Consider the following 23,098-nt stretch of genomic DNA (forward strand, 5'->3'; position numbering starts at 1 on the left):
GGGACACGCTCGAGGAACCACGGCCTGTCGGGACGGACGGGGATCAGGGCGCGCCGCTCCCCGGTGGACGGCGCCGGCGGCGACGCCGAGACCCTGGTCCTCGTACCCGCGAGCGCGGGTGCGCGTCACCGGGCGTAGCGGACGGCGGCCCGCGCCCGGGCCTTCTCGGCCTCGACCTCGCGGTCCTTCTTCGGCGCGGTCGTGACGAGATCGTCGAGCAGGTGCTGGGTGATGTGGGCGATCTCGGCGACCGCGTGGTCGAACGCCGCCTGGTTGGCCTGCGAGGGCCGGGTGGCGCCGCTGACCTTGCGCACGTACTGCAGGGCGGCGGCGGTCACCTCGTCCGACGTCGCCGGCGGCTCGAAGTTGTGCAGGGGACGGATGTTGCGGCACATGCCTCCAGCGTAGGCGCCGCGGGGAGGTGGTCGAGGGTGCGCGCCGGCGCCGAGCCTGCCGGCCGGGTGCACGAGGCGCACTTGTGAGAACGGCTCCGCGCGGTGGTCTGGATCACTACCATGACTCATCGTGGACGAAGCAGCAGCTCGGGGACGCCGCAGGGCGACGCTGACCGACGGCACGGCGGACACCGCCTGCTCGGCGGCGCTCTCCCAGCCGGTCGAGCTGCTCATCGAGGCGGTGCTCGCGGTCTCGGAGGACCTGGAGCTCGACGGCATCCTGCGCCGCACGGTCGAGGCCGCCTGCGTGCTCACCGGCGCCGCGTACGGCATGGTCGCGCTCGACGGCGAGCGGGCGATCCTGTACGGGGAGTCCGACGGCCGCGCGGGCGCCGGCGCCCTCGGCGCAGCGCAGGGCGGGATCGTCATCGAGATCCCCGCCGACCAGGACGCCTACGCGCACCTCCACCTGGCCCCCCGCGTCGACGGCGAGCCGTTCAACGCCCGCGACACCCTGCTCGTCGGTCGCCTCGCCGCGGCCAGCGGCCAGGCGATCGGCAACGCCATCGCGCATCGCCGTGCCGTGGCCGCCGGCGACACCGCGGTCCCGGTCGACGGCGCCTCGGCCGTGAGCGCCGAGCGTGAGCGGATCGCCCGCGACCTGCACGACGGGATCGTGCAGCGGATCTTCGCCACCGGCCTGCAGATGAGCGCCCTGCGCCGTACGGTCGACGACGCCGCCAGCGACACCCTCACCGGGATGATCCGCGACCTGGACGCGACCATGCGCGACCTGCGCGCCACCATCTATGGGCTGCGCACCGCGCGCTTCGGCACCGTCCTCGAGCAGGTCGAGGCGCTCGCCCACGAGTACGCCGCCCCGCTCGGCTTCCGGCCCTCCTTCGCCCACACCGGCCCGGTCGACGACCTGCTCGCGGGCGACCTCGGCGACCACGTGCTGGCCACCATGCGCGAGGCGCTCTCCAATGTCGTCAAGCACGCCAAGGCGACCTCGGCCGCGATCGAGCTGCACGTCTCGCCACGCTGGACCCTGCTGCGGGTCGGCGACGACGGCGTCGGCATCCCGGCCGGCGAGGTCGGGGTGCTCGGCAGCGGCCTGGCCAACCTGCGGATCCGCGCCGAGCGGCTCGGCGGGCTGCTGCGGATCGAGCGCAACCGGCTCGACTGGATCGTGCCCACCTGCCGCTGAGGGCGGGCCGATCAGGGCGGGCCGATCAGGGCGGGCCGGGCCCGCGTCAGGCGGGATCGGTGAAGGGGTCGGCGTTCAGGTCGAGCGGAGACATCCCCATCGGGTCGTCGAGGTCCAGCGCGAGGTCGCCCAGGCCGAAGTCGTCGCCCGCGTCGCCGAGGGCGAGCGGTGCGTCCAGGTCGGTGCCGTCGCCGAAGCCCCCCAGCGGGTCGTCAAGCGGGCCGGCGAAGTCGCCTGGGAAGTCGGTGCCGAACACGTCGCCAGCGAGCGGGTCGCCGGTGTACGCGTCGGTGAGCTCGTCGTCGAAGACCTGGGTCGCGGTCATCCCGGTGCCCGCGGCCATCGCGTCGCCCATCGCCCGGGTCTCCGCCAGTGCGCCGCCGTCGCCGAGGCGGCGCACCAGCTCGGCGAGCAGCGCGATGGTGAGCAGCACGATCAGGAAGCGCTCCAGGAGCACGTCGAACGGCAGGGCGCGCTCGATCACGGCCGTCCAGACCGCCGGCATGCTCATCAGGGTGCTGACCGTGAAGACCTCGGGGGAGAGCGCCCCGGTGAAGATGCGCGGAGCGCTCACCGGCTCGATCGTGTGCAGCTGCATCGTCGTCACGCACCCACCACCGACAGGTTGGCGCCGCCGTCGACCCGGCTAGCGCTCACGACGCCGATCGAGTTGATGCTCGAGGCGCCGTTGATCTCGTTGTAGGACAGGATCGGCAGCCGCGGCAGGGCGGGCGCCAGCAGTCGGCGCACGGCCGCCCGCAGCTGGGGCGCGCAGACCAGGACCGGTCGCAGGTTCAGGTTCTCCGCACCCTCGGCGAGCTGCGCGGAGCGGGTGAGCACGTTCTGCGCCGCCTCCGGGTCGAGCGCGAGGACCGCTCCCTGGTCGGTGCTGCGCAGCGCCTCGAGCATGCCCTGCTCCAGGAGCGGGTCGAGGCTGATCGCGGAGACGACGCCGTCGTTGAGGTACGGGGAGACGATCGCCGGGCCCAGCGCGGCGCGGGCGGCCTCCACCAGTCCGTCGAGGTCCTTGGAGACGGCGGCCCGCAGGGAGAGGGCCTCGTAGATCCGGACCAGGTCGCGGACCGAGACGGCCTCGTCCAGCAGGACGCGCAGCACCCGCTGGATCTCGCCGAGCGAGAGCAGGGCCGGGGTGAGCTCCTCGACCACGACCGGGTGGTTGCGCTTGACCACGTCGGTGAGCAGCCGGACGTCCTCGCGACCCAGCAGGCGGGAGGCGTGTGCCGTGACGACCTCGGAGAGGTGGGTGGTGACCACGGAGGCGCGGTCGACGACGGTGGCGCCGCCCATCTCGGCCTGGTGACGCAGCTCGGCCGGGATCCACTTCGCGTCGAGCCCGAAGACCGGCTCGCGGGTGGCCTGGCCCGGCAGCGAGCCGAGGAAGTCGCCGATGGCGAGGACGCTTCCGCGCGGCGCCTCGCCGCGGGCGACCTCGACGCCGAAGAGCGTGATCGCGTAGTGCCGCAGCGGCAGGTCGAGGTTGTCGCGGGTACGGACCGGCGGAATGACGATGCCGAGATCGGTGGCGATCTTCCGGCGCAGCGCCTTGACCCGGTCGAGCAGGTCGCCGCCGGCGGAGGAGTCGACGAGGTCGATGAGGTCGGCGGACAGCTCGAGGCCGAGCGGGTCCACCAGGATGTCGGCGGCCAGCTGCTCGGGAGCGTCGGGGTTCTTCGGCGGCGGTGCGTCGAGCAGCGGATCGAACATGCCGCCGCCGGCCTGCGCGGCTGCGGCGTCCATCGCCGCCTGTGCACGCGTCGAGGCGAGCAGCAGCAGGCCGCCGACCAGGACGAAGGGGATCTTCGGCAGACCCGGGATGAGGCAGAGCGCGAGCGCCCCGCCGCCGGCGATCCGCAGCGGCAGCGGCCGCGTGCCGAGCTGGCGGACGATGTCCGAGCCCATGTCCTCGTTGCCGGCGGAGCGGGTGACGATGAGGCCGGTCGCGACGGAGAGCAGCAGGGCCGGGATCTGGGAGACCAGGCCGTCGCCGATGGAGAGCAGCGAGTAGGTGTTGATCGCCTCGGTGATATCGAGGCCGTTCACCAGGATGCCGAGCGCGAGGCCGCCGATCAGGTTGACCAGCGTGATGATGATCGCGGCGATCGCGTCACCCTGGACGAACTTGGTCGCACCATCCATGGAGCCGTGGAAGTCGGCCTCCGCGTGCACCTCGGCACGGCGACGCTTGGCCTCCTCGTCGTCGATCAGGCCGGAGTTGAGGTCGGCGTCGATCGACATCTGCTTGCCGGGCATGGCATCGAGGGTGAAGCGGGCGCCGACCTCGGCGACACGGCCGGCACCGCGGGTGATGACGATGAACTGGATGATCAGCAGGATGACGAAGACGATGATGCCGACGATCAGCGAGCCACCGACGACGAAGTGACCGAACGTGTCGATCACCTTGCCCGCGTACCCGTGCAGCAGCACCAGACGGGTGGCCGAGACGTTGAGCGCCAGCCGGAAGAGCGTCATCACCAGGATGACCGACGGGAACGACGCGAAGTCGAGCGCCCGGTTCACGAAGATCGCGGTCAGCAGCACGAGCAGCGCACAGGTGATGTTCGCGGCGATCAGCAGGTCGAGCACGGCGGCGGGGAGCGGCACCACCAGCATGACCACGATCAGCACGATGCCGATGGGCACACCGAGCTTCGCGTAGGACTTCACGGCAACAGCAGCCTCTCGGGAGAAAGGTTCTTCAGCTCGTGCCGTCCATGGCACCACAGGGGTGGCACCGTCCTGGCGCCAGCAGGCCTATCGGCTGTCGCCGGAACCACCTGAGACAGGTCGTCTGATCCGGCGACGCTGAGCGGCCCGGGGCACCTCGGGCAGTGTCTCGTCCAGCAGGCGCGGCGTCGCGTGCTGACCGCCGGTGTGCCCGTGGTTGCGGCGGGAGATGATGAAGGCGAGCACGGTGGCGACCGCGGCGAAGAGCTCGCGGGGAATCTCGTGGCCGACGTCGCAGGAGCGGTAGAGCGCCCGGGCGAGCGGGACGTCCTGGATCGTCGGCACCTCCGCGTCGGCGGCGAGCAGACGGATCCGCGCCGCGACCGCACCGGCACCTCGGGCCACGACCCGCGGCGCACCCATCGCGGGGTCGTACTTGAGGGCCACCGCGACGTGGGTGGGGTTGACCAGCAGGACGTCGGCCTCGCCCACGTTGCTGAACATCCGGGCCCGGGCCGTCGCGAGCTGGCGAGACCGGATCTGGCCCTTGACGTGGGGGTCGCCCTCGGCGTTCTTGTGCTCGTCCTTGATCTCCTGCTTGGACATCTTGAGATCCCTCAGCCGCTTGCGGCGGGCGACCACGTAGTCGACGGCGGCGAGCACGAGGCCGATCTCGGCGACCGTCCGGATGAGCGAGATGGCGTGGCCGTGCAGCGCCTTGAGGACCTCGCTCATCGGCATCAGGCCGCCGCCGATGATCGGCATGATCCCGCGGACCGCGCTGTAGGCGACCAGGGCGATCAGGACGGTCTTCAGCAGCGTCTTCAGGCCCTGCCACAGCGTCTGCAGACCGAAGAGGCGCTTGAGCCCGGAGATCGGGTCGAGCTTCTTGAAGTTCGGCTTGATCTGCTTGGTGGAGAAGTTCATGCCGCCCTGGGCGACGGCGGCGATCACGCCGATCAGCATCACCCCGGTGCCGAGGCCGACCAGGGTGAACATCGTCTGCAGCGCATCGGTGCGCAGGATGTGGACTGCGGTCTTGGGATCGGGGTTCGCGATCGCTTGGAGGGCGCCCTGCATCACCTGCTGGAGCCGGGTCGCCTCGCGGGCGAGCAGCGGCCCGATGACCAGGGTCAGCACGAACAGGGAGGCCCACTGGCCGAACTCCTGCGTACGCGCGATGTTGCCGTCCTTGCGCGCCTCCTTGAGCTTCTTCGGAGTCGGCTTCTCTGTCTTGCCATCCTTCTCGGACATCCCGTCACCCCGATCCGGCCATGGCGTTCATCGCCTGCATCACGAGGTCCGTCACCCGGGAGACAGCCTCGGGAAGGGCGGGGAAGGACAACCCGACGAGCAGCAGGGTCAGCCCGATCTTGACGGGGTACATCACGCTGATCGCGTTGAGGGCGGGAGCGACCTTCGTCATGAGCGCGAGCGAGAGGTCGGTGATGAAGAAGACCGCGCCGAGAGGAAGGGCGATCTGGAGCGCGACGCTGAAGAACAGCGACATCGCGGTGGTCATGGCGTCGCCCCAGCCGGTCATGTCGGGGACGTTCATCAGCGGGACGAACTCGAAGGTCTTGAGCAGGCCGCCGATCACCATGAGGTGGCCGCCCGAGGCGAACAGCAGCATGACCGCGAGCTGGGAGTGGAGCTTGCCGAAGACGCTGTTGGTGTTGAAGGACAGCGGGTCGAACGCCGACGCGACCTGGAAGCCGCCGAGCACGTCGATGATCGAGCCGGCCGCGGCGATGGCACCGAAGAGCAGCTGGGTGACGAAGCCCATCGCGGCCCCGATGAGCACCTGGGTGATCGCGACCACGATCAGCTGGATGGAGGTCTGCGGCACCGGCTGCTTGGCCAGCGTCGGTGCGATGGCGAACGCCAGACCGAGGGCGAGCGTCACCTTCGCCATGTTCGGGATGCTCTTGCTGTTGAACGGCGGAGCGAGGGCGATCCAGCCGAGGATCCGGATCGCCGCCAGCAGGTAGGCCAGCAGCGCGACGCCGTTGATGGTGATGGTCATCGCTACGGATCGCTACTTGAGCAGTGCGGGGATCTGGGCGAAGAGCTGCTGGGTGAACGTGATCATCGTGTGCATCATCCAGTTGCCGCTGGCCAGCAGGACCGCCGAGACGCCCAGCACCTTCGGCACGAAGGAGAGGGTCACCTCCTGGATCTGCGTCATCGACTGGAACAACGAGACCGTGAAGCCGATCGCGAGAGCGGTGGCCAGGATCGGCATGCTCAGCTTGAGGCAGACCTGGATGATCTGCATCGCCAGATGCAGGACGGCGGTGTCGGTGACCGCGAAGACGCTAAGTCCCATAGCTGGCCACCAGCGCCTTGATGATGAGCGCCCAGCCGTCCACCAGGACGAAGAGCAACAGCTTGAACGGGAGCGACACCACGACCGGTGGCATCATCATCATGCCTAGTGCCATCAACGCGCCTGAGACGACCACGTCGATGATCAGGAACGGTATGAAGATGATGAAGCCGATGACGAAGGCGTCCTTGAGCTCCGAGAGCACGAACGCCGGGACCAGGGTCGCCATCGGGGTGTCCGCGCGGTTCGCCGGCGGGGTCCGCTTGGCCACGCTGGTGAGCAGCTCGAGGTTGTCGTCGTCGGTGTTCTTCAGCATGAAGGTCTTCAGCGGCTTGACGCCCTTGTCGAACGCCTGCTGAGCGTTCAGGTCCCCGTGCAGGTAGGGCTGCACGCCGGCGTCGTTCACCGCCGAGAGGACCGGCGCCATGATGAAGAGGCTGAGGAAGAGCGCGAGGCCGGCCAGCACCTGGTTGGGCGGCGTCGACTGCAGGCCCAGGGCATTGCGGGTCAGGCCGAGCACGACCAGGATCTTGGTGAATGCGGTGCAGCTCAGCAGGATCGCCGGGGCGACGCTGAGCAGCGTCAGGGCGAGGATCGTGACGAGCGAGGTGGACGGCTTGTTGGCCAGCCCGCCGACGTCGACATTGACCGTGCTGGAGCCCGTGGAGTCGCCCGGCGCCGCGAGCGCGCCCGTGGCCGTGACCATGATCAACACCGCCAGGACACCGGTCACGGTGGCGGTGCGACGCAGCAGCGCGCTCATGAGGCGTCGCGTGCGGTGCCGCGGGCGACCTTGAGCGCATTGCGCCAGGTCTCCGCGGACAACACCGAGCCGGCGAGCGGACCATCCTTGGTCAGCTGTCCCTCGACACGGTGGCGGTTGCCGATCTTCTGCACGGTACGGGCGCGCGGTTCCTCCGCGGCCGTACCGTGCTCGACGTCGAGCTCGAGAGCATCGTCGAGCTCGTCTTCGAGGAGGAGCTCGTCGGGCTCCATCTCGGTGAGGAGGGTGACCTGCTGCTCGGTGGTACCGAGCACCAGCACCCGCTCGCCCACCGTCACGACAGCGACGCTCGAGCCTCGAGAGAGCTGTTGACGATGGACGACCTGGATGACGGCGCCCGTCTTCCCCTGGAACCGTCGTCCGGCGAACCGCGCGAGAAGCAGCAGCAGTCCGACCACGATGGCCAGGGAGAAGACCAGGCGCAGGGTGAGTTCAGTCACGACGAGAGCTCCCGGATGGCTCGTTCGGTCTCAGACCGCGACGGCGTCGGGGTCGAGGATCTCGGTGACGCGCAGACCGAAGTCCTCGTCCACCACGACGACCTCGCCGCGCGCGATCAGGCGGCCGTTGACCAGCAGGTCGGCCGGGCTGCCGGCGGCGCGGTCCAGCTCGAGGACGGCACCCGGGGCGAGCGCCAGCAGGTCGCGCACCGTCATGCGGGTACGGCCGAGCTCGACCGTGACCTCCATGTCGACGCCGTGCAGCATCTCGATGCCGCGGGCGACGGGCACGTGGACGGCGGCCGCGGCGACGGGCGCGCCGGCACCGGTCGGGAGCTGCATCCCGCGCGGCATGCCGCTGCCGGGAGGGGCCGTGTTGAGCGGGGTGTCGAAGCTGACGGCGGTGGGAGCGGCGGCGACCGGGCCGCTGTCGGCGGCGTCGGCGGCGTCGAGGACGTCCGACAGGTCCAGCTCGAGCGGGGCACCCGAGAGGTTCGGGACGGCGCTCTGCAGGGTGCCCTGCGGGATCAGGACGGCGGCGGCGATGCCGGCGCCGATGAGCGGGACGGTGGTGAACTCGCCGCCGAGGTCGTTGACGACCAGCGTGAGGTCCACCTCGGCGGCGGGCCGGGCCTTCGCGCCGAGGATGTTCGCCGCGGCGTCGAGGGCCGGCTGGGTCGCCGAGGCGAGGTCCAGGCCGCCGAGCGGCGAGTCGGCCAGCGCGTCGACCAGGTCCTTGCCGACCAGGACGGCGACCCGGCCGGACACCGGACCGGCGAGGTCGGCGATGGTGGCGCCGGCGAAGGCGGCGGTCACGAACGGCGAACCGGGCTGGGCCGGACCCGCGGAGAGGGGCGTGGCCGACGGCAGCACGGCCGCGGCGGCCTCGGCCGCGGCGGCAGCGAGGTCGTCGTGAGAGATGTCGGTCATGAGTTCTCCTTGGGGGTGTCCACGATCAGTGCGGCGAGCCGCTGGCCGTGCGCGCCGGGGGTGGCGTGCGCGAAGGTGCTGCCGTCGAGCGTGACGTCGAGGGGAGCGGAGGAGGGGTGCGAGAGACGCAACACGTCGCCGACCTGGACCTGGCTGAGGTCGATCGGGCCGAGCTGGGTCGGGTGGAACCGGACCGCGACCGACACCGGCACGTGGTCCATCTGCTGACGCAGCATCTCGCCGGCGTGCGCGCGGGCGGCGCGCTCGCGGTCGGAGACCGGGCCGGGGTTCGAGGAGCTCGTCAGGTACGGGTGCAGGCCGCTGAACGGCAGGCAGATCGTCGTCCGGTGCGCGCGGTCGTTGATCCGCAGCTCGAACTCGACCACGACCATCACGTCGGCCGGGCTGGCGGCCTGGGCGAACTGAGGCGCGTACTCGACCGCCGCGGCAGCGGGCTCCAGCGGGAGCACGGCGGCCAGGGAGTAGCGCATCTCGTTGAGCAGGCGGTCCATGAAGCCCTTGATGACGCCGCCCTCGATCTCGGTGAGGGGGCGGTCGGGCTGGTCGTCGCTGCCTGGTCCGCCGAGCATGTGGTCGACGCACGACATCACGGCCGGGACCGGCATCTCCAGCACGCCGAGGCCCGTCATCGGGTCGGCCGCGAAGAGCATCATGTACGTCTGGGCGCCGAGCGACTCGACGTACTCGTTGTAGGTCTGCTGCTCGATCGTCGACAGTGTCAGCTGGCACACGGTGCGCAGCGACGAGGTGAAGACCGTGGTGGCCTGGCGGGCGAACCCGTCGAAGCCGAGCATCAGGATCCGCTGGTGCTCGCGGGAGAGCTGGATCGGCCGGCGGAAGTCATAGGGCACCGGCTCGTTGGAGCGGGAGCGCCGCCGCTGCCGCGAACCGGCGATGCCCGGACGCGTAGCCGATGGGGGAGCGATGGTCACGCTCCTGGGTTCGGCGCTGCGCCCGGGCATCTGAGACGTTCGGCCCTGACTGAAGGTCCTGACCTGCTAGTTAGACCGGGCCTGGGGTACTGCCAGAGCGGTTACGGCGTGGATCACTGGGTGACGAACTCGGTGAAGTAGACGCCCATCACGTCGCCGTCGTAGAGATCGGTCAGCTCGTGGCTCAGCTTGGTCTTGAGCGCGTTGCGGCCCTGGCCCTGGTCGACGTCGGTCATCGACTGGCCGCTGAACAGGTCGATCGCGGCGTCGAGGGCCTTGCTGCCGTCGAGCTCCTTGGCGCTCGCGGTGGCCTGCAGGGCCAGGCCGAGGCGGAGGTAGTGGCCGCCGGCGAGGTTGACCTGGATCGAGTCGAGCTTGACGACCTCGCCCGGCTTGGGGGCGGAGGGCTTGCCCCCGGGCTTGAGCACGAAGTACGCACCGGCGCCGAGGATGACCACGACGGCGACGATCGCGAGGATCAGCTTGCGCTTGCTCTTGGGCTTGGCGTCGGCTTCGTTCTGCGGCATGGCGGTGATGGTCACGGCTTGTCTCCGGTCTTGTTCTGGGACTTCTGCAGCTCGGCGTAGGCCTGCTTGTAGAGGGCCCGGGTCTCGGCCGGGGCCTGGGACAGGACGACGATGTCGACCCGCTTGTTGATCTGCTGCGAGCCCGGGACCGAGGGGGCCTCGAGCGGCTTGGTGTGGCCGAAGCCGGTGGCGCTCAGGCGCCGGTCGGGGATGCCGTCCTGCTCGTTGAGCCGGCGCAGCGCGGTGACGGCACGGGCCGCGGAGAGCTCCCAGTCGGTGGGGTAGTACTTCGGCTTCACCTTCACCTGGTTGGTGTGGCCGTCGACCTCGATCGGCTCGGTGATCGAGCGGATCACCGGCGCGATGGTGTCCAGGATCTCCTCGCCACGCGGGCTGAGCGCGGCGATGTTCGGCTGGAAGACGACGTGGCGCGAGACCAGCGAGACCACCAGGCCGCGCTCGTCGACGGCGGCCTGGACGTCACCGCCCAGACCCTTCTTGTCGAGCGCCTGCTGCATCTTCTTCCACAGCGCGAGCAGCGACTTCACCTGACCCTCGGCGTCGGCGTAGGCACGCTGCTTGGCCTGGATGTTCGCCTGTGCGACGGCCTCCCGGGCGACCTGGGCCTGAGCGGCCGGGAGGTTGGTGATCATCTGCGGATCGACCATCTGGGAGCCGGCCGAGGAGCCGCCGGTGTTGTCCGACATCGGGCTGTCGCCCGACAGGATCTGATCCGCGTGGCCGAAGCCGGCGACCAGGCCGGACTTGAACTGGGAGTACTTCGAGAGGTCGATCTGCGACATCGCGTAGAGCACGATGAAGAGCACCAGGAGCAGGGTGACCATGTCGGCATAGCTGACCATCCAGCGCTCGTGGTTCTCGTGCTCCTCTTCCTCCTCGGCCCGCTTGCGGCGGCGGACCGGCGCGACGGCCGCTCCCTTGCGGGGGGCCATTACGCGGCCTCTTCGACGTTCTGCTGGCCGGCCGGGAGCAGGGACTTCAGCTTCTCCGCGACCAGACGCGGGTTGGAACCGGACTGGATCGCCGAGATGCCCTCGATGGTGAGCTCCATCCGGGCGGCCTCGAGGGCGCCGAGGCGCTTGAGACGGCTGCCGATCGGGAGCCAGAGCAGGTTGGCGGTGCCGACGCCCCACAGCGTGGCGACGAACGCGCCGGCGATGAGCGGGCCGAGGGCGGCGGGGGTGGTGAGGTTCTCGAGCACGTGCACCATGCCCATGACGGTGCCGATGATGCCGACGGTCGGGGCGTAGCCGCCGGCGTCGGTGTAGAACTTGGCGGCCTGCTTGTCGGCGGCCTTCTTGGCGTGCACCTCTGCCTCGAGGATGTCGCGCAGCTCGTCCGGGTCGGTGCCGTCGATCGCCATCGTGACACCCTTGACCAGGAACGGGTCCTGGACGTCGCGCATCGCGTCCTCGAGGGCCAACAGGCCCTCGCGGCGGGCGCGCTCGGCCAGGGTGATGATGTGCGGGACCAGGTCGCCGGCCGGGGCCACCTTGCCGGTGAAGGCGCGCTTGAGGGACGTCACCGCGGTCTTCGCGTCGGCCATCGTGCCACCGGCGACCGTCGCCATGATGGTGCCGCCGAAGACGAGCAGCATCGGCGGGATCAGGAAGAGGCTGCTCGGGTGGCCGCCCTCCATGATGTTGGAGACGAGGATGACGGCGAAGCCCAGGACGACGCCGATCGGGGTAGCGGCGTCCATCAGTCCTCGTTTCCGGTACGGCGGGTGCCGGTGGGGGCGATCTCGGAGACGGCGGCCAGGTGCGGCTGGCGCTGCTCGGGGATCTCGGTGAGCGTGCGGGTCACGTGCGGGTTGACGGCCTCGAGGACAGCGCCCAGGGCGATGATCTCGGCGCGGAACGCGACGATGGAGTCGACGACCTGACTCATCGACTCCGCGACGACGTACTTCTTGCCGTCGAGCAGGGTGATGATCGTGTCGGGCGTGCTGTCGACGCGCTCGATCAGGTCGGGGTTCAACAGGAACACCGATCCCGAGAGGCGGGTGAGCGTGATCATGGGCGCACCGTCCTTGTGCGAGTTTGCGGGTGAAGCTCCAGCCATCCGTGGCCGGTCCACAGTGCTGATCGGTCAGGTCCCGGTGGACCTGAGCGAGTCCTGACGGCAGACCGAGCCCCTGAGCGACCAGCGGGCGAACCACTGCCCGATCGGGCAGTGGCGATGGCCGGGAAGGATGACGGCGGGCAGCTCCGGGAGAGGAGCGGCCCGCCGTCGTACGGGGATCGGCGGGACCCCCGATCGGGAGGCGTCGGATCAGCGCTTCATGTCGATCAGCGTCTGCAGGATGTCGTCGGAGGTGGTGATCACCTTCGAGGACGCCTGGAAGCCGCGCTGGGCGAGGATCAGGTTGGTGAACTCCTGCGAGAGGTCGACGTTCGACATCTCGAGGGCACCGGTGGTGATGGAGCCGTTCTGGCCGTAGTCGGTGGTCGCGCCCGGGCCGCCGAACTCGACCACGCCGGAGTTGGGGCTGGTCACGTACTCGGAGCTGCCGGACTTCTGCAGGCCCTGCGGGTTCTGGACGTTGGCGATCGCGATCTTGCCGATGGCGTACTTGCTGCCGTCGTCGTAGGTGCCGGTCACGACGCCGTCCGAGCCGATCGCGTAGGACTGCAGCTTGATGCCGGACGGGAGGCCGGCCGCGGCGCTGTTCATGTTGAGGTTGATCGGCTTCATGACGCTGGCGTCGGTGAGGCTGGTCATCAGGGAGTCGTCGAAGGTCGGCTTGCCGGACGCGTCGTACGAGTTGGCCGCGTAGCCCTGGACGAGCTTGCCGTCGGGCGCCACCAGGTTGCCCTGCTCGTCGAACGAGAAGGCGCCGGCGCGGGTGAGGTAGTTGTTGGCGCCGTCGTTGACGACGAAGAAGCCGTCGCCGTTGATCATCATGTCGGTCGGCACGCCGGTGGTCTCGTTGGCGCCCTGGGTGAAGTTGGTCTTCACCGCCGCGAGCTGGGTGCCGAGGCCGATCTGGATGGCGTTGGTACCGCCGGTGGAGCCGTCCTGGGCCGGGGCCGAGGCCGCCGTCAGCATCTGGGACAGCGTGTCGGAGAAGACCGTGCTGGAGCTCTTGAAGCCGACGGTGTTCGCGTTGGCGATGTTGTTGCCGGTGACGTCGAGCGCGGTCTGGTTGACCCGCAGGCCGCTGATGCCGGCGAAGAGTGAACGAAGCATCGCGATGTCCTTTGTTTCGGTGGTGGGTTGGGGTCAGTGCTGGATCAGGCGGTGGTGCCGGTCGTGCCAGTGGTCGTGCCAGTGGTCGTGCCGGTGGTCGTGCCGGTGGTCGTGCCGGTGGTCGTGCCGGTGGTGGTGCCGGTGCTGCTGGTGCCGTCGCGGTCGCCGATGCTGGCGATCGAGTTGACCGGGACCTGCTTGCCGCCGACGTTGGCGACCGGTCCCGAGGTCGTGAAGTCGACGCTGCCCACGACACCGGACTGGGTGGCGCCGGCGGAGTCGACCCAGCTGACCTTCTGGCCGACCATCGAGGCGGAGCCGAAGGCGAGCTGGCTGGAGAGGAGCATGCCCATCTCGCTCTGCATCTCCTGGATCGCCTGGACCTCGGTGAAGGTGGCGTTCTGGGTGAGCATGGTCGAGGTGTCGGCCGGGTTCATCGGGTCCTGGTACTTCAGCTGGGCGACCATCAGGTCCATGAACATCTGGGAGTCGGCCTTGGTCGTGTCGGTGCCCGTGGTGCTCGCGTTGTTGTTGGCGGCGAAGATGCCGTAGTCGCTGGTGATGGGGGTGACGGTCACGGTGGCTCCTCAGATGAGCTGGTCGACGCCGGAGGCGGCGCTGCTGGCGGTCGGGACGGAGGTGGCTTCGGGGGCGCTCTCGCGCTCCGGGGTGCTGGCCGGCGCGGCCTGGTCGTCGAACGGGTACGCCGTACGGCTGTCGCCCTGGCCGTTCGACTGGTTGTTCGCCTGGGCGTCGGCCTGGGCCCAGGCGCTGGCCTGGTTGCGGCCGCCATCGGTGGAGCTGCCGGTGGTGCCGTTCGCGGAGCCGAACTCGCGGAAGGTGACGCGGGTGTCGGCGCCGGTCGCCTCGAGCAGGCGGCGCAGCTCGGGCGCTCCGTGCTCGAGGGCCGTGCGGGCGACGCCGTGCGTCGGGTCGGTGGCGACGTCGACGCGCACGCTGTCGCCGCGGACCACGACGGTCACTCGGACCTCGCCGAGATCCGCCGGGTGCAGGGTGATCGAGAGTCGCTGGGTGCCCTGGCCACTGGCGACGGCCCTGGTCACCTCCGGGAAGACCTGGCGCAGGACGGCGGTGGTCTCCGCCGGCTGCTGATCGGTCGTGACGGCGCTCGTGCTGGCAGCCGCGGCCACGCGGGGGTCGGTGGCCGCCGCGGCGGCGATCGCGGCGAGCGTGGCATCGGTGGTCGCGGCGTCCTGCTGGGCCGAGGTCGTCGCGAGCGTCGCCACGGTCGGGGAGAGGTCGATGGTGCCGGCGTCGGTGGTCGGCTCGTCGTCGGCCTGGGTCGGGGACGTCGCGGTGTCGGTGGCGTCCGTCGTGGCCGGGGTGGTGGTCGCCTCGGCGGCCTGCGCAAGCACGCCTGCCTGAGCGCTCTCAGCATTCTGGGCGGCCTGAGCGTTCGGCGTGGGCGGTGTCACGGCGGCGGCTCGGGTGGCGTCGGCCGCGAGCGGCGTGCCGGGGAGGGCCGGCGCTGCCGGGGTGGTGGCCACCGTGCTGGTCGGGGTGCTGGTCGGGGCGAGACCGGCGGCCCCGGCGGCGAGGGCGCCGGCGCCGAGCGTGCCGGGCAGGCCCGGGGTCAGACCGGCGCCGATGTCGGAGCCGAGCAGACCGGCGGTCGCGCCGGTGCCCGTCGTCGTCCCGGTGAGCGCGTCGCCCGTCGTGCCGGCCGGCGCACCGGGCAGGGCGCCCTGGGCGGCCACGGGATTGATCGCCACCGCGGCGGCGGCCAGCTCGGCGAGGAAGCCGAGACCGCTGTCGGCGCCGGCCTGGTCGCCCTGCTGGGCGTGCTTGCCGGTCTTGTGGGTCTCCGCCTTCGAGGCCGCTGGCGGCGCCGTCGTAGCCGGCGTGAAGGGAGCGATGCTCACGATGCCTCCGTCAGGGCGAGGACGTTGCGGACGTAGTTCTGCGTCTCCGCATACGGCGGGATGCCGCCGTACTTGAGGACTGCCCCCGGGCCGGCGTTGTAGCCGGCGAGGGCGAGTGAGGTGTTGCCGTTGAACTTCTTCAACAGGCTGGCGAGGTAGTCCGCGCCGCCGTTGATCGACTGGGTGGCGTTGAGCGGGTCGGTGACGCCGAGCCCCTTGGCCGTCGCCGGCATGAGCTGCATGATCCCCTGCGCGCCGGCGCCGCTGACCGCGCCGGCGTTGAAGCCCGACTCCTGCTTCGCGACGGCGGCGAGCAGCGTCGCGGGCACGCCCGTACGTGCCGCGGCGGCGTTGATGACGCTCGCGTACGGCGTGTCGGAGGAAACCCCACCGGTCGAGGCCGAGACCGCGCCGGAGGAGGTCTCGACGCGGCCGGCGGCCGAGGTGTCGAGCGAGCTGCCGAGGATCCGCCGGATGCCGGTGACCGGCTCGCCGAAGTCGGCGACCTTGATCTCCTTGACCACGTCGCCGGTGTGCGGCGCCTCGATCATCATCCCGTTGCCCTCGTAGATCGCGACGTGGTGGACCGGCGATCCGAAGAAGAGCAGGTCGCCGGCCTGGGCGTCGGAGAGCGAGGAGACGGCGGTGCCGACGTTCGCCTGGTCGCGCGAGACCCGCGGGAGGTCGATGCCGAGGTCGCCGTAGACGCGCTGGGTGAAGCCGCTGCAGTCCAGTCCGGTGCTCGGGTCGGTGCCGCCCCAGACGTACGGCGTGCCGAGGTACTTGCGGGCGTCGGTGATGACGTCGCTGCCGGCCGCCGACCCGGACGAGGAGCCCGGCAGGATCACACCGCTGCCCGCAGTCGAGCCCGCAGTCGAGCCCGTGGTCGCGGTCCGCAGCGCGGTGGCGAATTCCGTGCTCGAGGACGACGTGGAGTCGGTGGTGCTGCTGGTCGCGGTGTAGCCGGCCATCGCGCTGAGGGTGGTCTGGATCGCCGCCATCCGGCCGGTGAGGTCGTTGACCAGCGCGGCCTCGAGCCCGGTCATCGCGCACCCGCCTTCGAGGTCGCGCCCGCAGCGGGAGCCTTCTTGGCCGCGGCGTCGCGGGCCCAGCGGACCGACGCCAGGTCGTCCAGCTCCTTGGCCTCGGCCTTGTTGCGCTCGATCCGGCGGCGCTCGGCGCGGCGCGCCAGCAGGTTCTCGACCGCGGAGAGCTGGGTCTTGTCGGACTGCCACTTGGCCCGGGCGCCCTCGACCACGACCTCGTGGGAGACGGCCTCCTCGAAGGCCTCGCGGTAGTGCATGCCGAGAGCGGCGACGCCGTTGCGGAAGGTCAGCAGCTCGGCAGGTGTCCGGGGGCCCTCACCGGGCAGGCCGGCGAGCCGTGCGGCCACGCCGTTGGCACGCTCCTCGAGGGCCTGCTGCTCGACCAGGGCCATCTGCAGGCCCAGCCGGCTGTCGTGCTCCCGCACACCGCGGACACGCGCGACGGCGCGCAGACCGCGATCGGCCGTGGAACGGGGAGCACTCAAGGCACAGGGCTTTCTGGAGGTGTCGACCCGTGGTGGGGCGACGCTGTGCCGGTCCATCGGCGCGGGGCGAGCGTTCCTTGCTCGAAGCCTCATTCGGCCGGTCGGGGAGCCACCTGAGGTCCGGAGGGAAATGGGGCTCCGAGGCGGGCGAGAACTTCCTGAGAGAACGGTCGGAGAGACGGGCGCCCGCGCTCAGGGACGGACTCTCAGGCTGAGAACTCCGCCGACAGGCTGTGGATCGCCTGACGGCGCTCAACCGGCGCCGGCCGTCCCCGATCAGTCCGCTGCGCGGGTCCCCCCACCCCCTCACCAAGCCCGTGCAGAGAGAAGGATCGACATGTCGAGCAGTGCCATCTCCGGCCTCCCCTCATCGCTCTACCCGTCGTCGTACACGACCTCGTCGAGCACCAGGAAGGACGGCTTCCTCGAGACCGCGGCGAAGGCCCTCGGGATGTCCACCGACGACGTGACGTCGGCGCTCCAGGGCGGCTCCAGCCTCGCCGACCTGGCGACCAGCGCCGGGGTCAGCGAGGACGACCTGGTCTCGGCCCTCGAGGCCAACGCGCCCGACGAGCTCAAGAACAGCAGCGACCTGGCCGAGATGACCAAGAAGATGGTCGAGGTCAAGGGCGGTCCCGGTCAGGGTCGCGGTCCCCAGGGGCCGCCGCCGGTGCCGCAGGGCTCATCGGACGACGACAGCGGCACCGGCTCGTCCACGCTGGAGCTGCTCTCGAGCATGCTCGACACCGACAAGGACACACTGACCAGCCAGCTGACGAGCGGCACCCTGCTCTCCGATCTCGCCTCGGCCAGCGGGGTGTCCAGCGACCAGCTCGCGAATGTGCTGCGCAACGGCCTGCTGCTCGACACCGAGCTCTGATCGCCCGCGCCGCCAACGCACACAGGCGCTACCGCTCCCGTACGGGTGCGGTAGCGCCTGTGCGCCGTGTGGGAGGCGAGCGGTGTGCTCGCGACGTCAGCTCGTGGTGTCGGGCCGCGACGCCTCGCTGTGCTGCAGGTGCGCGAGCACCTCGGGACGCAGCACGGTGGCGAGCTGCTCGGCGTCCATCAGCCCGTGGGCCAGGACCAGCTCGGCCACGCCGGCGCCGGTGAGTAGCGCCTCGCGGGCGATCTCGGTGGCGGCGCGATAGCCGATGTACGGGTTGAGCGCCGTCACCAGGCCGATGGAGTCCTCCACGGAGCGGCGCAGCAGCTCGCGGTTGGCGGTGATGCCGTCGACGCACTTCTCGGCCAGCACGACCATCGCCTGGCGCAGCCGCCACAGCCCGGCCGACAGCGAGTAGCCGATCACCGGCTCGAACGCGTTGAGCTGGAGCTGGCCGGCCTCGGCCGCCATCGTGACGGTGACGTCGAAGCCGATCACCTCGAAGGCGACCTGGTTGACCACCTCGGGGATCACCGGGTTGACCTTGCCGGGCATGATGCTCGACCCGGCCTGGCGCGGCGGCAGGTTGATCTCGTTGAGACCGGCGCGTGGGCCCGACGACAGCAGCCGCAGGTCGTTGCAGATCTTGCTGGTCTTCACCGCGACCCGCTTGAGCACGCCCGAGAGGTGCACGAACGCGCCGCAGTCCTGGGTCGCCTCGATGAGGTCGACCGCCGTCACCAGCGGCAGCTCGGTGATCCGGACGAGGTGGTTGCGCGCGGCCTCGACATAGCCGCTGGGCGCGTTGAGCTGCGTGCCGATCGCCGTCGCGCCGAGGTTGATCTCGTACAGCATCGTGACGGCCTCGGCGAGGCGCTCGCGGTCCTCGCCGAGCATCACGGCGTACGTGGCGAACTCCTGGCCGAGGGTCATCGGCACCGCGTCCTGCAGCTGGGTGCGGCCCATCTTGAGCACGTCGTGGAACTCCGCGGCCTTGCGGGCGAAGCTCTCCTGCAGCAGCTCCATAGCGTCGAGGAGCGCGTAGGTCGCCTTGACGATCGCGATCTTCACCGCGGTCGGGTAGACGTCGTTGGTCGACTGGCTGAGGTTGACGTGCTCGTTGGGGTGCAGCACGTCGTAGGCGCCCTTGGGGTGACCCAGGAGCTCGAGGGCGCGGTTGGCGATCACCTCGTTGGCGTTCATGTTGGTCGAGGTCCCGGCGCCGCCCTGGATGACGTCGACCACGAACTGGTCGGTCAGTGCGCCGCCGCGGATCTCGGCACAGGCCCGCGCGATCGCGGTGAACCGCTCGTCGTCGAGCAGGCCGAGGTCGTGGTTGGCGCTGGCGGCGGCCTCCTTGACCGCTGCCAGCGCCTCCACGAGATAGGGGCTGTCGCCGATCGGGACCCCGGTGATCGGGAAGTTCTCCAGGGCGCGCAGGGTGTGGACACCCCAGTACGCCTCGCAGGGCACATCCCGGTCACCGAGCAGGTCGTGCTCGACGCGGGTGCTCGTCATGGTCTCGGTCTCGTTCTCCTGGACAGCCCGGAACATCATCAGCTCCAGTCGACGCTGAGGTACTGGGTCTCCTGGAACGCCAGGAGGCCCTCGCGGGCGCCCTCGCGGCCGAGGCCGCTCTGCTTCACGCCGCCGAACGGCGCGGCCGGGTCCGAGACCAGGCCGCGGTTGACGCCGATCATGCCGGCGTCGATCCGCTCGCTGAGGGTGATGGCCCGCTTGAGGTCGCCGGAGAAGACGTACGCCGCGAGGCCGTACTCGCTCGCGTTGACCAGCTCGAGCAGCTGCTCGTCGTCGTCCCAGGTGACGATCGGGGCGATCGGGGCGAACAGCTCCTCGGTGACGACCTCGGCGTCGGGGGCGACGTTGGTGAGCAGCGTCGGGGCGAGGAAATGGCCGGGCAGCTCGGGCAGGCTCGCCTGGGCGGCGACGGTGGCACCGGCGGCGACGGCGTTGTCGAGCTTGGCCTGGGCGCCGGCCAGCTGGCGGGCGCTGATGAGCGGACCGACGGCGGCGCCGTCGCTGGCGTCCCCGACGGCGAGCTTCTCGATCTCGGCGCCGAGCTTGGCGGTGAACTCCGCCGCGACGGCGGTGTGCACGTAGAACCGGTTGGCGGCCGTGCAGGCCTGACCGCCGTTGCGGAACTTGGCGATCATCGCGCCCGCCACCGCGGCATCCAGGTCGGCGTCGTCGGTGACCACGAACGGGGCGTTGCCCCCCAGCTCCATCGACGCGTTGACGACCCGGTCGGCGGCCTGGCGCAGCAGCGCGCGGCCGACGCCGGTGGAGCCGGTGAACGAGATCTTGCGGACGCGGGCGTCCTCGAGCCACGCGGCCACGACCGGGGGAGCGTCGGTGGTGGTGACGATGCCCAGCGCGCCCTCGGGCAGGCCGGCCTCGAGGAGCAGCTCGCCGATCGCGATCGCGGTCAGCGGGGTCTCCTCGGCCGGCTTGAGCACGGCGGTGCAGCCGGCGGCCAGCGCGGGGCCGATCTTGCGGGTCGCCATCGCGGCCGGGAAGTTCCACGGCGTGACGAGGGCGGCGACGCCGACCGGCTTGTGGTGCACGATCGTGCGGGTGCCGCCGGCGGGGGACTCGGTGTAGTCGCCGCCGGAGCGGACCGCCTCCTCGCTGAACCAGCGGAAGAACTCCGCCGCGTACGTCACCTCGGCCGCGGCGTCTGCCAGCGACTTGCCGTTCTCCTGGCTGATGAGCGCAGCCAGCTTCTCCTTGTCCCGGAGCATCAGCTCGAAGGCCGTACGGAGCACGACCGAGCGCTGCCGCGGCGGCGTGGCCGCCCAGGCCGGGAACGCCGCGTGCGCGGCGTCGACGGCGGCGATCGCCTCGGCGACGCCGAGGTCGGCGACCTCGGCGATCGGCTCGAGGGTGGCGGGGTTGTGAACGGTGAACGTCTTCGACGAGCTGCTCACGCCTGGCTCCCCTGGATCTCGGCCAGGATCTCGGCCAGGACGTCGAACGCCTCGTGCAGGAGCTCGTCGCTGATGGTCAGCGGCGGCAGGAAGCGGAAGACGTTGCCGTAGGTGCCGCAGGTCAGCACGATCACGCCGGCGTCGCGGGCCTTGGCGGCGATGGCGCCGGCGAGCGCGGCGTCGGGCTCGAGGGTGCCGGGCTTGGTCAGCTCGATAGCGATCATCGCGCCGCGGCCGCGGATGTCCGCGATGGCCGGGTGCTTCTCCTGGAGCTGGAGCAGACGGGCGATCATGATCGACTCGACCTGGAGGGCACGCTTGTTGAGGTCGTGCTCCTTCATCTCCGCGATGGCGCCGAGCGCGCCCGCGGCGGCGACCGGGTTGCCGCCGTACGTGCCGCCGAGGCCGCCGCCGTGGACGGAGTCCATGATCTCGGCGCGACCGGTGACGGCGGCCAGCGGCAGGCCGCCGGCGATGCCCTTGGCGGTGGTGATGAGGTCGGGGACGACGCTCTCGTGGTCGACCGCGAACCACGAGCCCGTACGGCAGAAGCCGGCCTGGATCTCGTCGGCGACGAAGACGACGCCGTTGGCGGTGCACCACTCGGCGATGGCGGGCAGGAAGCCGTCTGCCGGGACGATGAAGCCGCCCTCGCCCTGGATCGGCTCGATGACGACACAGGCGACCTGGTCGCCGCCGACCTGCTTCTCGATGACGTCGATGGCGCGGGCCGCGGCCTCGGCGCCCGACAGGCCTCCGTCGCGCAGCGGGTACGACATCGGGGCGCGGTAGACCTCGCCGGCGAACGGACCGAAGCCGTGCTTGTACGGCATCTGCTTGGCCGTCATCGCCATGGTGAGGTTGGTGCGGCCGTGGTAGGCGTGGTCGAAGACGACCACGGCGTCGCGACCGGTGTGGACGCGGGCGATCTTCACCGCGTTCTCGACGGCCTCGGCGCCGGAGTTGAACAGCGCGCTCTTCTTGGCGTGGTCACCCGGGGTGAGCTCGGCGAGCGCCTCGCAGACCTCGACGTAGGCGTCGTAGGGGGTGACCATGAAGCAGGTGTGGGTGAAGGCCTCGAGCTGGGCCTTGGCGCGCTCGACGACCTGGGTGGCGGAGCTGCCGACGGTGGTCACGGCGATGCCGGAGCCGAGGTCGATCAGCTGGTTGCCGTCGACGTCGACGAGGATGCCGCCGGCCGCCTTCTCGGCGAAGACCGGCATGGTGGTGCCGACGCCGCCGGCGACGGCGGCCAGCTTGCGCGCCATCAGCTCGACGGAGCGCGGGCCGGGCAGGGCGGTGACGAGGCGGCGCTCCTGCGGGATGCCGTTGACGACGGCGGGGGTCTCGGTGCTCATGGTCCCAGTCTTCGGGGTCGACCGTATGCTGTCCAATACTTCTTTCTCATCTTTCCTATGCCTTTCGGGTATGGGATAGGAGGTTGTCGTGGAGCTGCGCCATCTGCGCTACTTCCTTGCGGTCGCGGACGCGGGCAGCGTCTCGGCGGCCGCCGAGCGCGTGCACATCACCCAGCCGAACCTGTCGCGTCAGCTGCGTCAGCTCGAGGACGAGCTCGGGGTGCCGCTCTTCGACCGCGGCGCGGGCCGGCTGGTGCTCAGCCGGACGGGTCGCGAGCTGCTTCCGGCGGTGCGCCGGCTGGTCGCCGACGCGGCCGCGCTGAGCGAGCAGGCGGCGTTCCACGCCCGCGGCCGGGTCGAGCGTCTCCGGGTGGCGGCGCCGACGGTGACGATGGTCGACGTGATCTCGCCGTTCGTGGCGACGATGGCGCCCGACGAGCCGGTCGTCGACGTGGTCGCCGGCGACGGGATGACCACCGCGGCGATGCTGGAGAGCGGCGCCGACCTCGCCATCGGCACCGACCGCCCGGGGCGTCCGTACCGCTGGCTCCCGCTCGCCGTCCTGCCGGTCTGGGCGCATGTACGCGCCGACGACCCGTGGGCCGGGCGCGACCGGGTGGCGCTGCCGGAGCTGGTCCAGCGCGATCTGATCGGGCTGCCGTCCACCTTCACCGCCCGCGAGGCGCTCGACGCCGCGCTGGTGACGGCCGGTCTCTCGGCCGCCCGGCTCACCGAGGCCGCGAACGGCACCGTCGCCCAGGCGCTCGCCGCATCGGGTCGCGGGATCGCCGTCGTCTCCGACGATCCTCGCTACGGCCTGGTCCCGCTCGCCGTCGGCCTACCCGGGGGAGGGCTGCTGAGTGTCCGGCTGGTCGCGGCGTGGGACGGCGCCGGCGTCGCGGCGGCCGCGATGCAGGCCATCGCCGTACGGCTCAGCGACTGGGCCACCGCGCACTACGGCGTCACCCGCGAATAGCCCGACTTTGCAGCTAGGACCGCCGAGTATGCAGAAACGACCGCCGA

At 70.8% G+C, this 23,098-nt stretch carries 25 protein-coding genes; 3 read left to right on the forward strand and 22 right to left on the reverse strand.

The window, feature by feature from the left end:
• Window positions 1–125: 125 nt before the first annotated feature.
• Window positions 126–395, reverse strand: a complete 270-nt coding sequence (locus ACZ5L9_RS09215) for a DUF2277 domain-containing protein (protein ID WP_464536405.1) — start codon at window positions 393–395, stop codon at window positions 126–128.
• 130 nt (window positions 396–525) lie between these two features.
• On the opposite strand from ACZ5L9_RS09215, the gene ACZ5L9_RS09220 reads away from it, so the two are divergent.
• Window positions 526–1,605 (forward strand): sensor histidine kinase, encoded by a 1,080-nt coding sequence (locus tag ACZ5L9_RS09220; RefSeq protein WP_464536407.1) that lies wholly within the window; start codon window positions 526–528, stop codon window positions 1,603–1,605.
• Window positions 1,606–1,651: 46 nt separating this feature from the next.
• Here ACZ5L9_RS09220 and ACZ5L9_RS09225 read toward each other — a convergent pair whose 3' ends face one another.
• The 18 genes from ACZ5L9_RS09225 to ACZ5L9_RS09310 form a co-directional block, all read right to left on the reverse strand.
• Window positions 1,652–2,212, reverse strand: a complete 561-nt coding sequence (locus ACZ5L9_RS09225) for a hypothetical protein (protein WP_464536409.1) — start codon at window positions 2,210–2,212, stop codon at window positions 1,652–1,654.
• On the reverse strand, window positions 2,209–4,293 hold the full coding sequence (gene flhA / locus ACZ5L9_RS09230) for a flagellar biosynthesis protein FlhA (RefSeq protein ID WP_464536411.1): 2,085 nt from the start codon (window positions 4,291–4,293) through the stop codon (window positions 2,209–2,211). The genes ACZ5L9_RS09225 and flhA overlap by 4 nt, the downstream gene beginning before the upstream one ends.
• Before the next feature lie 87 nt (window positions 4,294–4,380).
• Window positions 4,381–5,547 carry an EscU/YscU/HrcU family type III secretion system export apparatus switch protein gene (locus tag ACZ5L9_RS09235; RefSeq protein WP_464536413.1) on the reverse strand — a complete coding sequence of 389 codons (1,167 nt, stop codon included), beginning with the start codon at window positions 5,545–5,547 and terminating at the stop codon, window positions 4,381–4,383.
• A gap of 4 nt (window positions 5,548–5,551) precedes the next feature.
• Window positions 5,552–6,319 (reverse strand): flagellar biosynthetic protein FliR, encoded by a 768-nt coding sequence (locus ACZ5L9_RS09240; protein ID WP_464536415.1) that lies wholly within the window; start codon window positions 6,317–6,319, stop codon window positions 5,552–5,554.
• 12 nt (window positions 6,320–6,331) lie between these two features.
• Entirely contained in the window at window positions 6,332–6,622 is a 291-nt protein-coding gene (locus tag ACZ5L9_RS09245; RefSeq protein WP_464536418.1) for a flagellar biosynthetic protein FliQ, read from the reverse strand.
• The gene (fliP, locus tag ACZ5L9_RS09250) at window positions 6,612–7,385 is read right to left on the reverse strand and encodes a flagellar type III secretion system pore protein FliP (RefSeq protein WP_464536420.1); all 774 of its coding nucleotides are present in this window, start codon (window positions 7,383–7,385) and stop codon (window positions 6,612–6,614) included. Before fliP ends, ACZ5L9_RS09245 begins: the two co-directional genes overlap by 11 nt.
• Window positions 7,382–7,846, reverse strand: coding sequence for a FliO/MopB family protein (locus ACZ5L9_RS09255; protein WP_464536422.1), 465 nt, complete (start codon window positions 7,844–7,846; stop codon window positions 7,382–7,384). The genes fliP and ACZ5L9_RS09255 overlap by 4 nt, the downstream gene beginning before the upstream one ends.
• Window positions 7,847–7,876: 30 nt before the next feature.
• Entirely contained in the window at window positions 7,877–8,776 is a 900-nt protein-coding gene (fliN, locus tag ACZ5L9_RS09260) for a flagellar motor switch protein FliN (RefSeq protein WP_464536424.1), read from the reverse strand.
• Window positions 8,773–9,729 carry a flagellar motor switch protein FliM gene (locus tag ACZ5L9_RS09265; RefSeq protein WP_464536426.1) on the reverse strand — a complete coding sequence of 319 codons (957 nt, stop codon included), beginning with the start codon at window positions 9,727–9,729 and terminating at the stop codon, window positions 8,773–8,775. The genes fliN and ACZ5L9_RS09265 overlap by 4 nt, the downstream gene beginning before the upstream one ends.
• A gap of 113 nt (window positions 9,730–9,842) precedes the next feature.
• Window positions 9,843–10,256: a flagellar basal body-associated FliL family protein gene (locus ACZ5L9_RS09270; protein ID WP_464536429.1), complete on the reverse strand. Its 414-nt coding sequence runs from the start codon at window positions 10,254–10,256 to the stop codon at window positions 9,843–9,845.
• 11 nt (window positions 10,257–10,267) lie between these two features.
• The gene (locus ACZ5L9_RS09275; protein WP_464536431.1) at window positions 10,268–11,209 is read right to left on the reverse strand and encodes an OmpA/MotB family protein; all 942 of its coding nucleotides are present in this window, start codon (window positions 11,207–11,209) and stop codon (window positions 10,268–10,270) included.
• On the reverse strand, window positions 11,209–11,979 hold the full coding sequence (locus ACZ5L9_RS09280) for a flagellar motor protein (RefSeq protein ID WP_464536433.1): 771 nt from the start codon (window positions 11,977–11,979) through the stop codon (window positions 11,209–11,211). The genes ACZ5L9_RS09275 and ACZ5L9_RS09280 overlap by 1 nt, the downstream gene beginning before the upstream one ends.
• Complete coding sequence (locus ACZ5L9_RS09285) at window positions 11,979–12,296, reverse strand: flagellar FlbD family protein (RefSeq protein WP_464536435.1); 318 nt, start codon at window positions 12,294–12,296, stop codon at window positions 11,979–11,981. The genes ACZ5L9_RS09280 and ACZ5L9_RS09285 overlap by 1 nt, the downstream gene beginning before the upstream one ends.
• A 255-nt stretch (window positions 12,297–12,551) precedes the next feature.
• The gene (locus ACZ5L9_RS09290; protein ID WP_464536437.1) at window positions 12,552–13,469 is read right to left on the reverse strand and encodes a flagellar hook protein FlgE; all 918 of its coding nucleotides are present in this window, start codon (window positions 13,467–13,469) and stop codon (window positions 12,552–12,554) included.
• A 44-nt stretch (window positions 13,470–13,513) separates the two neighbouring features.
• A complete protein-coding gene (locus tag ACZ5L9_RS09295; RefSeq protein WP_464536439.1) occupies window positions 13,514–14,047 on the reverse strand; it encodes a flagellar hook assembly protein FlgD in 534 nt (177 codons plus the stop codon).
• A 9-nt stretch (window positions 14,048–14,056) separates the two neighbouring features.
• Window positions 14,057–15,352 (reverse strand): flagellar hook-length control protein FliK, encoded by a 1,296-nt coding sequence (locus tag ACZ5L9_RS09300; RefSeq protein ID WP_464536441.1) that lies wholly within the window; start codon window positions 15,350–15,352, stop codon window positions 14,057–14,059.
• Window positions 15,349–16,398 (reverse strand): transglycosylase SLT domain-containing protein, encoded by a 1,050-nt coding sequence (locus ACZ5L9_RS09305; protein WP_464536443.1) that lies wholly within the window; start codon window positions 16,396–16,398, stop codon window positions 15,349–15,351. Before ACZ5L9_RS09305 ends, ACZ5L9_RS09300 begins: the two co-directional genes overlap by 4 nt.
• Window positions 16,395–16,883: a flagellar FliJ family protein gene (locus tag ACZ5L9_RS09310; RefSeq protein WP_464536445.1), complete on the reverse strand. Its 489-nt coding sequence runs from the start codon at window positions 16,881–16,883 to the stop codon at window positions 16,395–16,397. Before ACZ5L9_RS09310 ends, ACZ5L9_RS09305 begins: the two co-directional genes overlap by 4 nt.
• Before the next feature lie 337 nt (window positions 16,884–17,220).
• Between ACZ5L9_RS09310 and ACZ5L9_RS09315 the strand changes: the two genes are divergently transcribed.
• Window positions 17,221–17,763 carry a hypothetical protein gene (locus tag ACZ5L9_RS09315; RefSeq protein WP_464536447.1) on the forward strand — a complete coding sequence of 181 codons (543 nt, stop codon included), beginning with the start codon at window positions 17,221–17,223 and terminating at the stop codon, window positions 17,761–17,763.
• A gap of 96 nt (window positions 17,764–17,859) precedes the next feature.
• Here the strand turns inward: ACZ5L9_RS09315 and ACZ5L9_RS09320 are convergent, their stop codons facing one another.
• Genes ACZ5L9_RS09320 through gabT form a run of 3 tightly spaced genes read right to left on the reverse strand, consistent with a single transcriptional unit; the run spans window position 17,860 to window position 22,075 of the window.
• Window positions 17,860–19,326: an aspartate ammonia-lyase gene (locus tag ACZ5L9_RS09320; protein ID WP_464536449.1), complete on the reverse strand. Its 1,467-nt coding sequence runs from the start codon at window positions 19,324–19,326 to the stop codon at window positions 17,860–17,862.
• Window positions 19,326–20,717: an NAD-dependent succinate-semialdehyde dehydrogenase gene (locus tag ACZ5L9_RS09325; RefSeq protein WP_464536451.1), complete on the reverse strand. Its 1,392-nt coding sequence runs from the start codon at window positions 20,715–20,717 to the stop codon at window positions 19,326–19,328. The genes ACZ5L9_RS09320 and ACZ5L9_RS09325 overlap by 1 nt, the downstream gene beginning before the upstream one ends.
• Window positions 20,714–22,075: a 4-aminobutyrate--2-oxoglutarate transaminase gene (gene gabT / locus ACZ5L9_RS09330; RefSeq protein ID WP_464536453.1), complete on the reverse strand. Its 1,362-nt coding sequence runs from the start codon at window positions 22,073–22,075 to the stop codon at window positions 20,714–20,716. Before gabT ends, ACZ5L9_RS09325 begins: the two co-directional genes overlap by 4 nt.
• 88 nt (window positions 22,076–22,163) lie before the next feature.
• On the opposite strand from gabT, the gene ACZ5L9_RS09335 reads away from it, so the two are divergent.
• The gene (locus ACZ5L9_RS09335; RefSeq protein WP_464536455.1) at window positions 22,164–23,051 is read left to right on the forward strand and encodes a LysR family transcriptional regulator; all 888 of its coding nucleotides are present in this window, start codon (window positions 22,164–22,166) and stop codon (window positions 23,049–23,051) included.
• Window positions 23,052–23,098 lie beyond the last annotated feature (47 nt).

This window comes from Nocardioides sp. JCM 18998, assembly GCF_055391535.1.

Coding starts and splice junctions, on each gene's coding strand:
- ACZ5L9_RS09215 (WP_464536405.1), bottom strand. CDS start 395: ATGTGCCGCAACATCCGTCCCCTGCACAACTTCGAGCCGCCGGCGACG.
- ACZ5L9_RS09235 (WP_464536413.1), bottom strand. CDS start 5,547: ATGTCCGAGAAGGATGGCAAGACAGAGAAGCCGACTCCGAAGAAGCTC.
- ACZ5L9_RS09240 (WP_464536415.1), bottom strand. CDS start 6,319: ATGACCATCACCATCAACGGCGTCGCGCTGCTGGCCTACCTGCTGGCG.
- ACZ5L9_RS09245 (WP_464536418.1), bottom strand. CDS start 6,622: ATGGGACTTAGCGTCTTCGCGGTCACCGACACCGCCGTCCTGCATCTG.
- fliP (WP_464536420.1), bottom strand. CDS start 7,385: ATGAGCGCGCTGCTGCGTCGCACCGCCACCGTGACCGGTGTCCTGGCG.
- fliN (WP_464536424.1), bottom strand. CDS start 8,776: ATGACCGACATCTCTCACGACGACCTCGCTGCCGCCGCGGCCGAGGCC.
- ACZ5L9_RS09270 (WP_464536429.1), bottom strand. CDS start 10,256: ATGCCGCAGAACGAAGCCGACGCCAAGCCCAAGAGCAAGCGCAAGCTG.
- ACZ5L9_RS09275 (WP_464536431.1), bottom strand. CDS start 11,209: ATGGCCCCCCGCAAGGGAGCGGCCGTCGCGCCGGTCCGCCGCCGCAAG.
- ACZ5L9_RS09280 (WP_464536433.1), bottom strand. CDS start 11,979: ATGGACGCCGCTACCCCGATCGGCGTCGTCCTGGGCTTCGCCGTCATC.
- ACZ5L9_RS09285 (WP_464536435.1), bottom strand. CDS start 12,296: ATGATCACGCTCACCCGCCTCTCGGGATCGGTGTTCCTGTTGAACCCC.
- ACZ5L9_RS09290 (WP_464536437.1), bottom strand. CDS start 13,469: ATGCTTCGTTCACTCTTCGCCGGCATCAGCGGCCTGCGGGTCAACCAG.
- ACZ5L9_RS09305 (WP_464536443.1), bottom strand. CDS start 16,398: ATGACCGGGCTCGAGGCCGCGCTGGTCAACGACCTCACCGGCCGGATG.
- ACZ5L9_RS09315 (WP_464536447.1), top strand. CDS start 17,221: ATGTCGAGCAGTGCCATCTCCGGCCTCCCCTCATCGCTCTACCCGTCG.
- ACZ5L9_RS09320 (WP_464536449.1), bottom strand. CDS start 19,326: ATGATGTTCCGGGCTGTCCAGGAGAACGAGACCGAGACCATGACGAGC.
- gabT (WP_464536453.1), bottom strand. CDS start 22,075: ATGAGCACCGAGACCCCCGCCGTCGTCAACGGCATCCCGCAGGAGCGC.